The sequence below is a fragment of the Thalassotalea montiporae genome, from assembly GCF_053485855.1.
The window spans coordinates 198,614-212,451 of sequence record NZ_JBQRUO010000003.1; the positions used below are offsets into that span (position 1 = coordinate 198,614).

The 13,838-nt window shown below is 43.0% G+C and carries 13 protein-coding genes; 6 read left to right on the top strand and 7 right to left on the bottom strand.

From position 1 onward, the window contains the following. Position 1: 1 nt before the first annotated feature. From phhA to pspA, 6 genes are all read right to left on the bottom strand, one after another. Entirely contained in the window at positions 2–829 is an 828-nt protein-coding gene (gene phhA, locus ACSLUR_RS11545) for a phenylalanine 4-monooxygenase (protein WP_116000839.1), read from the bottom strand. A 144-nt stretch (positions 830–973) separates the two neighbouring features. Further along, positions 974–2,041 (bottom strand): YcjF family protein, encoded by a 1,068-nt coding sequence (locus ACSLUR_RS11550; RefSeq protein WP_448554682.1) that lies wholly within the window; start codon positions 2,039–2,041, stop codon positions 974–976. Further along, positions 2,038–3,468, bottom strand: coding sequence for a YcjX family GTP-binding protein (locus ACSLUR_RS11555; RefSeq protein ID WP_448554684.1), 1,431 nt, complete (start codon positions 3,466–3,468; stop codon positions 2,038–2,040). Before ACSLUR_RS11555 ends, ACSLUR_RS11550 begins: the two co-directional genes overlap by 4 nt. Before the next feature lie 175 nt (positions 3,469–3,643). Beyond that, positions 3,644–4,105 (bottom strand): envelope stress response membrane protein PspC, encoded by a 462-nt coding sequence (pspC, locus tag ACSLUR_RS11560; protein ID WP_116000842.1) that lies wholly within the window; start codon positions 4,103–4,105, stop codon positions 3,644–3,646. Continuing rightward, entirely contained in the window at positions 4,102–4,329 is a 228-nt protein-coding gene (gene pspB, locus ACSLUR_RS11565) for an envelope stress response membrane protein PspB (protein ID WP_116000843.1), read from the bottom strand. Before pspB ends, pspC begins: the two co-directional genes overlap by 4 nt. 37 nt (positions 4,330–4,366) lie before the next feature. After that, complete coding sequence (gene pspA / locus ACSLUR_RS11570; RefSeq protein ID WP_116000844.1) at positions 4,367–5,035, bottom strand: phage shock protein PspA; 669 nt, start codon at positions 5,033–5,035, stop codon at positions 4,367–4,369. Between the two features lie 192 nt (positions 5,036–5,227). On the opposite strand from pspA, the gene pspF reads away from it, so the two are divergent. Genes pspF through ACSLUR_RS11600 form a run of 6 tightly spaced genes read left to right on the top strand, consistent with a single transcriptional unit; the run spans position 5,228 to position 11,628 of the window. After that, positions 5,228–6,340, top strand: coding sequence for a phage shock protein operon transcriptional activator (gene pspF, locus ACSLUR_RS11575; RefSeq protein WP_448554687.1), 1,113 nt, complete (start codon positions 5,228–5,230; stop codon positions 6,338–6,340). After that, complete coding sequence (locus tag ACSLUR_RS11580) at positions 6,330–7,934, top strand: ABC transporter substrate-binding protein (RefSeq protein WP_448554689.1); 1,605 nt, start codon at positions 6,330–6,332, stop codon at positions 7,932–7,934. Before pspF ends, ACSLUR_RS11580 begins: the two co-directional genes overlap by 11 nt. Continuing rightward, complete coding sequence (locus tag ACSLUR_RS11585) at positions 7,934–8,965, top strand: ABC transporter permease (RefSeq protein WP_448554692.1); 1,032 nt, start codon at positions 7,934–7,936, stop codon at positions 8,963–8,965. The genes ACSLUR_RS11580 and ACSLUR_RS11585 overlap by 1 nt, the downstream gene beginning before the upstream one ends. Then, a complete protein-coding gene (locus tag ACSLUR_RS11590) occupies positions 8,952–9,845 on the top strand; it encodes an ABC transporter permease subunit (protein ID WP_448554694.1) in 894 nt (297 codons plus the stop codon). The genes ACSLUR_RS11585 and ACSLUR_RS11590 overlap by 14 nt, the downstream gene beginning before the upstream one ends. Next, positions 9,845–10,834 (top strand): peptide ABC transporter ATP-binding protein, encoded by a 990-nt coding sequence (locus ACSLUR_RS11595; RefSeq protein WP_448554696.1) that lies wholly within the window; start codon positions 9,845–9,847, stop codon positions 10,832–10,834. Before ACSLUR_RS11590 ends, ACSLUR_RS11595 begins: the two co-directional genes overlap by 1 nt. Next, on the top strand, positions 10,834–11,628 hold the full coding sequence (locus ACSLUR_RS11600; RefSeq protein ID WP_116017839.1) for a peptide ABC transporter ATP-binding protein: 795 nt from the start codon (positions 10,834–10,836) through the stop codon (positions 11,626–11,628). Before ACSLUR_RS11595 ends, ACSLUR_RS11600 begins: the two co-directional genes overlap by 1 nt. A 148-nt stretch (positions 11,629–11,776) precedes the next feature. On the opposite strand, the gene ACSLUR_RS11605 is transcribed toward ACSLUR_RS11600, so the two are convergent. Then, on the bottom strand, positions 11,777–13,684 hold the full coding sequence (locus ACSLUR_RS11605; protein WP_448554698.1) for a SurA N-terminal domain-containing protein: 1,908 nt from the start codon (positions 13,682–13,684) through the stop codon (positions 11,777–11,779). Positions 13,685–13,838: the final 154 nt, after the last annotated feature.

The window sequence follows — 13,838 nt, forward strand, 5'->3', positions numbered from 1 at the left end:
CTTAACTGGCTATTTTTTCTTGTGTTGATGGATTCTTTTTCGGGAATTTTGGCGCATGTAAACCTAGCGCTTTGGCCTGTTCAACAAGCGACATTAAATCAAGCGCCCGAATAGCGTCTAAATCAGACATTTTCTCAATCATAAAGTAAATTGGCTGCATGATATCGATACGATAAGGAGTTCTAAGCACATCAAGTACTTGCGCTTCATTCGTTAAATAACGACGCTCTGCGTTACCTTCACACATTGCATAATCCGTTTCACCTGGCGAAGACAAAACGCCACCACCATAAATGCGTAACCCCTGAGGTGTTTGCATTAAACCGAATTCAACCGTAAACCAGTAAAGGCGGGCAAGGTACACTCTGTCTTCTTTACTTGCGTTCAAGCCAAGTTGGCCATAGGCCTGCGTAAAGTTGGCAAAAGCTGGGTTAGTGAGCATGGCACAATGACCAAATATTTCGTGAAAGATATCAGGTTCTTGCAAGTAGTCGAACTCTTCTTTCGAACGAATAAACGTCGCCACAGGAAACTTCTTTTCTGACAGTAAGCGGAAGAACTCACCAAAACCAATTAGCGCTGGCACTTGTGCACATTGCCAGCCAGTTTCAGCCATAAGCACTTGGTTAACTTCACTAAGTTGTGGAATGCGATTGGTCGGTAAATTTAATTTCTCAAGCCCCTGCATATACTCATCACATGCCTTGCCTTGAACGCAAGCAAGTTGACGCTCAATCAGTGCTTGCCACGTTTGGTTTTCTTCTTCACTCCAGTGAATAAACCCATTGTCGTCGGCTTTTTTGGAAACGTATTTCGTCGCCTTCCCCATACTACTAACCTTTTAAATTTTATATTGTGGTAAACCACATTAGCTGAGCTCATATTATGTGAACTCAACTAAATTTGGGAAGTTTGATGGGAAACTGAGGTGATGAAAAACCGTACAATATTGTATACAAGGAGAAAAAACACGTTAGTTGGGCTTACTACCCTTAACGAGTTGCTTCACTTGGCTAATCACTTCGCTTCTAACTTGCGAAAGCCTTGGTGCCTGATCATCAAAAGGCAGCGGACGGCACAAGTATATGGTCTTTAATCCCAAGCGCGCTGTTAACATACCTGCACCTAAGCCTTGTGCTAATCGACCAGACAAGCGACCTAGCAGCTCTGCACCTAGCACATCAGCCGAAATGTCAGCCACCACTTCACTGGCACCAGCGTAAATCATGTTACCAACTACTTGTTTGACTAATTTGATACGACTCCAATAGCCAAGCTTTAAGCCGTACAATCCGGCAATTTTTTCAACCATGGTTAAGTTACGCCACAGCATAATTGCCATATCTAGAAGCGCAATAGGGCTAAGCGCTACTAAAACCACAGATTCTGACGAATAACGAGCCACTTCTGATAACGCTTTTTGATCAGTTTCACTTAACACTTGTCGGCTGTATAGCGCTAACAATTCTTGATCGTTATATGACTGCTCAGTACTGCTTTGCCAACGTTGGCGTTGCTCTTCACTTAAATCAAGCGCTAATTGCTGGCTAACCTTATCTAGCACGCTTGGCGCTTGCCCTTGGCTACTACTGTTTTGCAATTGGCGCAATTGTTCGCGAAGTTTTTCACGACTTTTTAATTGGCTTAAGCCAATCAATTCTTTATAGGCAGCACTGCCGCCCAATATCGCAACAATTCCCAAAAGCACACCGTAAAGCGTAGTAGTTACAGGTGATTCAGTGATACCTGTTGCAAAAAAGTCGACCAACTCAATGCAGATTACGCCTACTAGCGCCACAGCAAATAATCGCCAAAGCCATGAGGGTTTACTCGTCACCACCTCTTGTTCAATAGCTAGCGATTCATCAAATTCAGTTTGCTGAGCTTGCCAGTCATCATTATCGACAATAATTTGTTCTGATACTGAAGGTAACGCTTTACCTACCTCATGCTCAGTAGATGCTTTTGCACTAAGCTCACCCTCTTTAAATTCTTGCTCTTCAAAAAGGATTTGTTGCTGAAATTTAGTAGGTTCGGTCATGACATTTTATCCCCTAACAAGAACTGTAATACTTGATCGATTCTCAGGTGAGGCAGGGCTTCATGCTCAGCCATTCCCTGCTTAGGCGCAAAACTGACAAAGTTAAAGTGATGATTAGCCCAGTAATCCTCATCTGGCAGCTTAGCGGGCACAGCGCCAGGAAACAGTGTCGTCAACTTGCCAGTCTCTTGTGCAAGCCCCCTAACAACTGGAATCATCTGACCTTGGTGCGAGCTTTGCCCATAGTCCGTTGACTTGATTGAGGCAATGGCGAGCGATTTGATATCGATGGCGTTGAAACTGATTTGTTGTTTTGTGCCATGAACAAGCTGGTTCATTAAAGATACCAAATGGGTATGTTGCTCAGGAGTGATGTGATCTGCCTTAGTTGCCGCAAACATAAGTTTGTCTATTTTGGGGCTGAACAAGCGACTGAATAAGCTAGACTGGCCATAATAATAGCTTTGCATAATCATATTCATTGCCAATTTTAAATCTTCAAAACTCGCCTTGCCGTTATTTAACGGCGTTAAGCAATCGGCAAGTACAATCTGTCGATCAAACTTTAAAAAGTGTTTCTTGTAGAATTGTTTAACCACACGTTCGCGATACTCTAGAAAACGCGCCTTTAGTGTTCCAATAACACTGCTGTCACTGGCATTTTGATAAGCATTGCCATCAAGCTTGTCAATGTCGGTAAATGGAAAGAATTCGAGTATTGGCGCACCAGCGAGTTCGCCTGGCAAAATAAAACGGCCCGGCTGGATAACAGAAAGCCCTAATTGATGACGAAAGGTGTGTAGCAATTCGGTATAAGTTTTGGCGAGCTCGGCAATTTCTAGCTCATCGGCAGGCTTGAGTGGATCAAGCTCGCTTACCTTTTTCATCCATGTTGCAGCAAATTCCGCTCTTGGTTGCTCGCTTAGCAGTGAAAACATTTGTTCAGACCACTGTTCATAGGTCATGTTCAGCATCGGTAAATCGAGCAGCCATTCACCTGGGTAGTCAGTAATATCAAGCGTTAGCGTGGCAAGCTCAGTCGTGTATTTGAGCAAAGAGTCTTTGGGTTTGTACTTTATCGCTAGCCTTAACTCACTAATACCTTTCGTTGCTTGTGGCCATTGAGACGGAGATTGACTTAGCGCTTTTATCGCATTTTCATAGTCAAAACGCGCAACATGCATATGCTTTTGAGTAACGCGCTTGGCCGCGATAAATCGTTCTTGATGCACAGGGTTAAAAAACGCTAAGTGCTTTTCACCACCTTCATTTAATAATTGATTAACGAGTGAGGTGATAAAAGCGGTTTTGCCACTTCGACTTAAACCGGTAACCGCTAGGTTAACATGCTGATCTAACGTGCGATTTAACAAGTTTCCCGCTTTTTGTTTTAGCTGATCAAACTTATCTTGACTCAATAGTGGCATATACTTCCGTGCCTGCTGTAAATTGTTTTACTTCGTTGATGTTATCGGTTTTATGTCATTGATAACAAGTCATTAATGCTGAAATCCGGATAAAAATAAAGCAGCACCATAGTGGCTATGGGCTGCTTTTATTGTCGACTTAATTCTATCGAACCTAGTGTTTAGGTTGCGTTAGTTAAAGCTTATTTATCTCACGTGAAACGGTAAACTCGGGCGATGTAACATAACGCTCCATTAATCTTAGTTGGCGCTCCATTGCCATATACTTACGTCGAATGTCGTGAAACGCTTGCTTTGGTGGCTCGCCGGCCTGCCAAATGCGCGCTTTAACCTTTATTGGCTCACTTTGAATATCAGCGACAGGCTCATACCCTTCTACTTGTGTTGCCGACGCAGGTGCTGGCGTATGTTGATCGGCAATTGGGTTCGTTGCTGTCGCAGGCTTTTTATCAAGAATGAACCATGCTGCAATGTATAAAAACACTAGCCAAGGCATACCAAACAACACACCAGAAACAATCAGTATTCGAATTAGCCATGTTTCCCAGCCAAAGTAGTCTGCTAACCCTGCACAAACACCTGCTATTTTACCTTGGCTTGGAATGCGATATAGCTCACCACGACGTTTTACACTCATACTTTGTTTCTCCACTCTGGTGACTCGGCATCCAGAATGGCTTCAAGAGTTTTAATGCGATCCGCCATTTTGTCTGCTAGTTCAGAAAGCTCAGATAGCTGAATATATTCTTCTTCGCTTAACCCCTGACTGATTTGACGCTTACTACGGTAATGCAAAATTAACCAAATAGGCGCAACAACCAGCATAAATATAATGATCGGGGCAACTATAATATCTCCCATTCTACTTCTCCTTACTAATGCAGTGGTGGTGGCCTAATTACTTCTTGTCTTTGCTATTAAGCTTAGCTTTTAATTGCGCTAATTCATCATCGATGTTTTCATCGTCTTCAAGTTCTGCAATTTCATCAGCAAGTGACTTACTGCCTAAATCGTGCGCTTCAACTTGAGCTTCTAGATCATCAATTTTACGCTCATAGCGATCAAAACGGCTCAGTGCATCGTCAACCTTTTCGCTATCAATATTGCGCTTCACTTTTAAGCGTGAACTAGCGGTTTTCTCACGCATAATAATTGCTTTTTGGCGCGCTTTTGCATCTGCTAGCTTATCTTGCAACTGCGAAATTTCGTTTTGCAACTTGCTGATGTGCTCTTCTACATGTGCCAATTCCTCAGCCAAGGCTTCGGCATTGTCACTGCTCTTTTTCTTCTCAATTAAAGCGGCTCGAGCTAAATCTTCACGACCTTTGCTTAACGCTAATTCCGCTTTTTCTTGCCACTGCTCGGCATCTTTTTCATAACGACTGATTTGGCGTGCTAATTCCTTTTTGTCAGCCAAGGTTTTTGCTGAGCTAGAGCGAACCTCAACCAAAGTGTCTTCCATTTCCTGAATAATCAGGCGCACCATTTTTTCTGGATCTTCAGCCTTGTCTAATAACGCATTAATATTAGAATTAATGATGTCGGTAAATCGTGAAAAAACACCCATAATCATTTCCTCAACTTAGTTTGCTTAATATCAATCTGGTAACTTGCTATTCATTATCTAAGCCAGATTGACAAATCAAAGCTAACTACATGTATTAGTTAGTTTTATTTATTTTTATTAAAAACACTTCAAACAATTTGGTTAATAAAATACACTATTTGTTAGCGAAATAAACTAATAATTAGGATCAATATGGCGCGCTTTAGTCAACAAGACAATTTGATAGGACAATCAAACAGTTTTCTCGAAGTATTGGAGCAAATTTCGCAAATAGCGCCATTAAGTAAACCAGTGCTTATTATTGGTGAACGCGGCACGGGTAAAGAGCTCGTTGCGGCGCGTCTGCATTACCTTTCAAAGCGTTGGGAGCAAAACTATTTAAAGCTTAACTGTGCGGCACTCAACGAAAATTTACTTGAAAGTGAATTGTTTGGATATGAAAGCGGCGCATTTACGGGGGCTAATAAACGCCATGAAGGTCGCTTTGAGCGCGCCGACAAGGGCACCCTATTTTTAGATGAAATTGCCAATACTTCTGGGCTTATTCAAGAAAAACTACTGCGCGTTGTCGAGTATGGCGAATTTGAACGCGTTGGTGGATCTCGCACCATAAAAACCGATGCCCGCTTAATAGCTGCAACCAATGAAGATTTGCCTAGCTTGGCTGAACGCGGAGAATTTCGCGCCGATTTACTCGACCGTTTAGCGTTCGATGTTATCACCCTGCCGCCACTGCGCGAGCGGATGGAAGACATTTTGGTACTAGCAGAGCACTTTGCTATTAACATGGCGCGCGAATTAGAATTCGAACTCTTTAGTGGCTTTACCGAAAAAGCGAAACGCGCGCTGCTCGAGTACCACTGGCCGGGCAATATTCGAGAGCTAAAAAATGTTGTAGAGCGCAGTGTCTACCGCTGTAACAATCCGCATTTACCTGTTCACGAGTTGGTGATAGATCCTTTTGAATCACCTTATCGCCCTACAACCCGTGTTAAAACACAAGATCGTGTGGTTGAACGTCCAGAGACAAATGAAAGTAAAGACTTAAATACCGCACGTGAGTCAGATACAATAGCGCCAGCTCAGCAAGTGCAACAAACACCAGCTAAAATTACACCTAATTTCCCATTGTCATTAAAAAACTTATCGCAAGATTACGAGATCAAATTGATCAAGTCAGCACTGGCAAATTGTCAGTATAATCAAAAGAAAACCGCAGACGCACTTGAGCTTACCTATCACCAGTTGCGTGGTTACTTGAAAAAATACAACTTACTGGATGGAAATAATTTAGATGAAGCTTAACCGCTGGCTTAGCGCAGTTTTGATGGCCTGTTTAGTGCTGCTAAGCGGCTGTGAAATTGATAATCAAACGATCGCTCAAAACAGCTTAGTCTATTGCGCAGAGGGCTCACCCGCTTCCTTCAATCCGCAAACTGACACGTCAGGCACGACAATAGACGCCATAGCCAATCAACTTTATGATCGCCTTATTCGGTTTAATGACGACAATAGTATTGCTCCTGCATTAGCAAAGTCATGGCACTTAACTCGTGACGGTAAAATGGTCACCTTCTATTTACGCAAAGATGTGACCTTCCATCAGACCGAATATTTCACTCCCACGCGCAATTTTAATGCTGATGATGTCGTTTTTAGCTTTGAGCGCATACTAAACACCGAGCACCCATTTCATCAGGTGTCTGGCGGTAAATACCCATTTTTTCAAAATGTACAATTCAGTAATATTGTTGAGGGCATTGAGAAAATAAACGACCACACGGTGCGCTTTAAGCTGCGTGAAGCCAATAGTTCATTCCTTGCCAATTTAGCTACAGATTATGCGGTTATTTTATCGCAAGAATACGGTCAGCAACTGCTATCACAAGGTAGGCAGGAAGAAATCGACAGCAAACCTATAGGTACGGGGCCATTTAAGCTGCAAAGCTATCAATCTGGTTCGCTACTGCGTTATTACCGTCATGAAAGTTACTGGCATAACGAAGTAAAGCTTAATCAATTGGTTTTTGATATCACTGCCAGTGATACTGGCCGACTAACTAAGCTACTCACCAATGAATGTGATGTTATTGCTTACCCTATTGCACCTCATAAAATTAAGGAAAACCCTAACCTCATTGTTGAGGAAGTCACCGCATTTAATATTGGTTACTTAGGTTTTAATACCCAAAAAGCGCCTTTTGACGACCCGCTGGTTAGGCGAGCAATCGCTCACGCAATTAATAAAGACGCCATTATCACGGCGATTTATGGTGAACAAGGCGAAATCGCGCATTCCATTCTGCCAAAAAGCTCATGGGCACATGATAGCTCAGTGATTCCTATCGAGTACAATCCTGAGCAAGCCATAGCGTTGCTGCAAGAGGCAGGTTATGAAGATGGCTTAACCTTTGATATATGGGCGATGCCTGTTCAGCGCTCATATAATCCAAATGCATTGACGATGGCGAAGCTCATTCAAGCTGATTTGAATCAAATTGGTGTAAAGGTGGATATAGTATCCTACGAATGGTCGACTTTCTTGCGAAGACTAGGTCAAGGAGAACACCAGTCGGTGTTGTTAGGTTGGAGTGCAGATCACCCAGATCCTGACAACTTCCTAACGCCGTTACTCAGTTGTAACAGTGCAGAAACCGGCAGTAATCGCGCGTTTTGGTGTGATCAAGAATTTGATAGCTTATTAAAGCTGGCACTGAAAACAGACAATATAAACCAACGTAAAAATTTATATTTACAAGCACAAGCAATATTTCAACGGGATTTACCTTTACTACCACTTGCCCACTCTAAGCGCTTTCAAGCAAGGCACGAGCAAGTAAAGGGTAAAATTTTAAACTCTTTTGGTGGCATTAACTTTGCCGAGGTTAGCAAGCTGTAATGTTAATTTTCACTCTGCGTAAACTTAATCTGTTTTTGTTTACCATGTTGTTGCTAACCGTTTTGAGTTTCAGCTTATCGTTTTTATTCCCTGGCGATCAGTTAACGAATTTAACCGGCCAGTTAAATATTACGCCAAGTGAACAAACCGCACTCGCAAAAGAGTACGGCCATGAAAGCAATATCGCTTGGCAATATGCAGCTTATTTGGGTCATATTCTTAATGGTGAACTTGGTCTTTCTATGACCAATCAAACTAATATTACTGATGAAATTTTACGGCTTTTACCTGCGACTATTGAATTGAGCTTATTTGCGTTTGTAATTGCCACCATCGTTGGAATTCCACTCGGTTTTATTGCCGCAATTCGACACCATAAACCTGCTGACCACGTAATCCTAGCCTTTGCCATGATCGGTTATTCAATACCTGTGTTTTGGTTAGGTTTATTAGCGATATTAACGTTTTCTATTCAGCTCGGTTGGCTTCCTTCTGGCGGGCAAATAAGTTTGCTTTATGAAATTGAGCGCACTACAGGGTTTATGTTGGTTGATATTTTATTGAGCGACAGCCCATATAAGTGGCAGGCCCTGCAAAATAATTTTGCCCACATGATATTACCGGCGCTAGTGATTGCAGCAGCGCCCGCTACAGTATTTATTCGCCTTGCACGCACGGCGATGCTTGAAGTACTGCAAACGAGTTATATCAAAGCCGCTAGAGCAAAAGGCTTAAGCTTTAGCCAAATTATTTTGCGCCACGCTATTCGCAACGCGCTAATTAAAGTGGTTCAGCATATCGGCTTACAGTTCGCGAACTTAGTTACATTGGCGATGATCACAGAAGTTATTTTTAACTGGCCAGGCATCGGCCGTTGGCTTATCGAAAGTATCTATCAACGTGACTACACCGCTATTCAAAGTGGTTTACTGGTGCTATCTAGCTTTATTTTCCTAGTTCACATTATTACCGATTATACATACGCAGCGTTAAACCCGCTGGCACGTGGAGCGAAATATGGCTCGCGATAAAATTTATCAAGAAGAAGAGTTTCCATCGCCTTTAACGCAGCTTTGGCTGGTATTTCGTCAAACGCCATTAATCTTAGTAGGACTCGGCGCTTTCGCTTTTTTGATTATTCTTGCGATTTTCTCCCCGATACTTGCGCCGCATTCGTCGGTTGAAAGTAATGTCGCCATGGCAATGCTACCGCCGGCGTGGGACGATAATGGCAATGTTTCTTATTTGCTCGGCACAGACGACCTTGGACGAGATATGCTCTCTAGGCTAATGCACGGCGCATCGTTGACCTTTGGTTTAAGTTTTATTGTCGTTATTGTTGCTTTGGTCATTGGCGTTTTTATCGGCGCATTATCCGCGCTAACTCAAGGTATAAAATCGAGCTTCCTTAGTCACTTTCTCGATGTCATTTTATCTATCCCTTCATTGTTATTAGCCATCATAATCGTGGCGATTTTAGGGCCTGGTTTGAGTAACACTTTATGGGCAGTTGTTATGGTGCTCATACCGCAATTTGTCCATATCACCCGAAACGCAGTAAAAGAAGAGTTTGCGAAAGACTACGTGATGGCGTCAAAACTTGACGGTGCAAGTTCGCTGCGTATTTTACATTACTCTGTGCTGCCTAATATTATTGAAAAAATTATCAGCCAAGCGACCTTTGCCCAATCAGCTGCAATCTTAGATATCGCAGCACTAGGTTTTCTTGGTCTCGGCGCACCAATTCCTTTGCCCGAATGGGGGGCTATGCTCGCCAGTGGTTTTGACCTTTTCTATATCGCTCCTTGGACGGTGTATTTGCCGGGGCTAGCCATTTTATTTGCGGTAGTTGCCACAAACCTCGTCGGCGAAGGTTTACGCCATGCCATTAAACAAAGGGTACAAAGCTAGTGAACCTGTTAGATATTCGCAATTTATCAATTGAGCTAGTCAACAAACATGAGCGAACACTTGCCGTTGAGCGAGTTAGCCTAGCGATGAAAGAAGGCGAAGTTCGCGGCCTTGTAGGTGAGTCAGGTTCGGGTAAGTCTTTGCTTGCACAAGCCATTGTTGGGGTGCTCAGCGACAAATGGCATGTCACTGCGGATCGCTTTCACTGGCGAGGTAAAGAGCTTTTACATTTGCCTCTAGACGAACGCAAAGCCATTATCAGTAAAGATGTTGCAATGATCTTTCAAGAGCCCATGGCTTGTCTCGATCCGACAACAACTGTTGGCGAACAACTTGAGGAAGCAATCGCTAGTTCAATGTTAAGCGGCAATTTTTGGCAGCGTAGAAAGCAGCGTAAAGAGGCAGCCATAAGGCTACTGCATAAAGTGGGGATCAAGCAGCATACCTATTGCAGTAAAAGCTACCCTCATCAGCTGACAGAAGCATTTTGTCAACGAGTGATGATTGCTATGGCGTTGGCTAGACGCCCGAAATTATTGATTGCAGACGAGCCTACAGCGGCGATGGAAGCCACCAATCAAAGCCAAATTTTTCGCCTACTGGCCAGCTTAAATCAGCTAAAGAACATGTCGATTTTGCTGATCAGCCACGATTTAGAAAACATTACCCATTGGACGAATACTATTACCGTAATGTACAGCGGCCAATTTGTTGAAGCGGGAACAACCGAGCAAATTTTCAATCAGCCACTGCACCCTTATACACAAGCGCTGCTTGATAGCAGCTTAAATGCCAATAGTAATTTACCGGCAAAATCTCGGCTGATGGCACTGCCAGGCAGCATTCCGATTTTGCAGCACTTACCGATTGGCTGCAGACTGGGGCCACGATGCCCTAGAGCGCAAAAAGCCTGTGTAAACGCGCCAAAAGTAAAAAACTATCATGGTCACCAAGTAAGCTGTCACTATTCGCTAAAGGAGCTTTATTAATGACAACGCCGACAGCGCTGCTAGATGTTAGCGAGTTAAGCAAAGTGTACAAAGTTCGTGGCCAATGGTTTAAACGCAAAGAAATTACTGCCCTTTCACCGCTGTCATTCTCACTGCAAAGCTATAAAACATTAGCCATTGTTGGTGAAATGGGCTCTGGCAAGTCGACATTAGCAAAGTTGCTTGTTGGCGCAGAAGTACCTACAACAGGTAAAATAAAACTCAATGGCCAACTTCTCGAGCCGGGGAATTTTAAACAGCGCTGCCAGTACGTGCGCATGATTTTTCAAGACTCTTCGACAACGCTAAATCCAGCCCTTACCATTGGTCAATTACTGGATGAGCCACTTAAATTGAATACCAATTTAAATGAGCTAGAACGAGCACAACTGATCAGAACCACATTACTGAAAGTCGGGATGTTGGCCGAGCATATGAATTTCTATCCTCATATGTTCTCTGGCGGTCAAAAACAGCGTATTTCGCTTGCTAGGGCTATAATTCTATCGCCGCAAATCGTTATCCTTGATGAAGCCTTAGCTGCCCTTGACCCTTCACTCCGCTCACAAATGATCAACTTGTTGCTCGATCTACAACAACAAATGGGGTTAGCATTCGTACTTATTTCGCACAATTTGGGTATTGTTCGCCACCTAAGTGATGAGGTGATGGTGTTATGTGACGGCAAAGTTGTTGAGTACGGCACCACTGCGCAAGTGCTCAAACAGCCAAACCATAAATACACCAAAAAGCTGATTATGAACCAAAGCGCTCAAATGACTGGCAGACGATAACACAGCTCAATCGATACGCTAATCATTTTGAAAAGTTTGTGATAGCTATACATACAGCAACTACCATTACATTTTCACTGTAAATTACAGATATTAAAAAAGCGCCTTTAGGCGCTTTTTACTTTCAGAACTTTTTTCAAGAACTTAATTAGAAAGCTGACGTTTCCTGAATGCTTTCGCGCTGGCTAATTTTCGCATCAGCTTTTAACGAGTCTACGTAGCCCTTGTATGTTTCCTGAGCCAGCTGATTAGCTTTTTGCTCAGCAAGTTGTGGGTTGGCTGCGTTATTGCCAGCTTTAACTGCAGTGACTTGCACAATTGCTAAGTCACCATTTGCCAGCGTAGCTGTGCCAGCAGCAATGCTATTTTCTACTGGTTTTGGCAGAGTAAATGCCTTGCGAACGATTGCACTATCTACCGCAGCCCCAAATCTCGCCATTGCGACTTGCTCTTCAAACTTGCTGCCAGCTTCAGTTAACTCAGCGTCAATGCTCTCACCACTGTTGTACTTAGCAACTAATTCGTCAACTAACGTTTGTGCTGCAGCTGTTGCCTTCTCATTCGTCAACAACGTAGTAATTTGCGCTGTCACTTCACTTAACGGCTTAACATCAGCAGGTTGGTGCTCAGCTAAGCGAACAACCATAACAAGACCATCGTTTACTTCAATCACGTCAGAGTTTAAGTTTTCGCTTAACACTAAATCAGAAAATGCAGCGTCGATAACATTAGGTGCATCGAAAGGTGCAAGGTTACCATTGCGCGCAAGCCAGTCTGATGTTTTCACTTCTGCGTTCACGGCGCCAGCAGCATCATCTAAACTGTCTGGGAATTCAAACGCTACACGCGCTAGTTCTTGCTGCAATTCAAAGAACTGATTCTGTGCTTTGTCATTTTTAACACGAGCAGTTAACTCTTGCTCAACCTCTTCAAAAGGTTGAATTTGTTCTGCAACTAACTCGGTTAACTTGATAATATGAAAACCAAAGCTTGTTTGAACAACACCGCTCACATCACCTGCAGCAGCTAATGCAAAAGCAGCATCATCGAATGCTTCATCCATCACACCACGTTCGATCCACTCTAGATCACCACCGTTTTCACCGCTGAATGTATCGGCTGATTCAGTTTTAGCTAATTCAGCGAAGTCTTCACCTGCCTTAATTCTAGCAAGAATAGCTTCAGCCTGCTGCTTTGCCGCAGCTTCATCTTCACCGGCTTCTACTAAAATGTGTGAAACGCGGCGCTGCTCTTGCTTAGTAAATTCGTTAATGTTTTCACGATAAAAGGTGTTCACTTCTTCTGAAGTTACATCAACATTTTTAGCGATATCAGCTACATCAAGCGCAACATATTCAACCTTCACTTTTTCTTGGTTTTCAAACATCACTTGGTTGCTTTGGTAGTAGTCACTGATCTCTTGCTCAGTGACTTCAACTTTTGCTTTAAACTGCTCTGCAGAAATGGTGGCAAACTTAATATCGCGCAGCTGGTTTTGTAGCGCGGTTAATTGTTCGGTTTGGTACGGCAGGCTGAACTCCGTTGTCACTAATGCTTGGCTAAGCTGACGTCTTGTTAGCTCAACACGCAAGTAATCACGAAAATCTGAAGATTGGAAAAAACCCGATTGGTTAATAATTGCTAAGTAGCGGTTATTGTCGAACACACCGTTAACCTGAAATTCCGGCATCTCACGGATAGTTTTCTTTAGGTCTTCATCTGAAATACGAATAGCTAGTTCACGAACACTTTGATCAATAAGCTTTTCGTTTATTAGGTTATCTAATACACCGTTGCGGAAATTCGCCATGTAGCTAGGATCAGCTGATAAAGTATCAAACATATCACCAAATTGCTGCGCCATACGATTACGCTGCGCTTGGTATGCTTGATCAAAAGCTTGTTGGGAAATTTTCTCACCATTAACTTCCGCAACAGACGTATCAACACTACTGCTATAGCCGCCAATACCAGCGACCGCAAAAGTTAAAATAATAAAGCCAAGGATAACCTTAGCAATAACTCCTTGAGAGTTTTCTCTTATATTCTCTAACATCTTCTTCTCTTTAACACTCTTGTGTGTTTCGTGTGCGCGATTTTATCAGATGCAACCAGCAGCTTGAAGTAACATCAGGTGATAACTTGAGGCTTTTTGACTAAGTGCGTGCCGCACAAAAGAAAAGACCACCTAATGGTGGTCTTTGGAATGC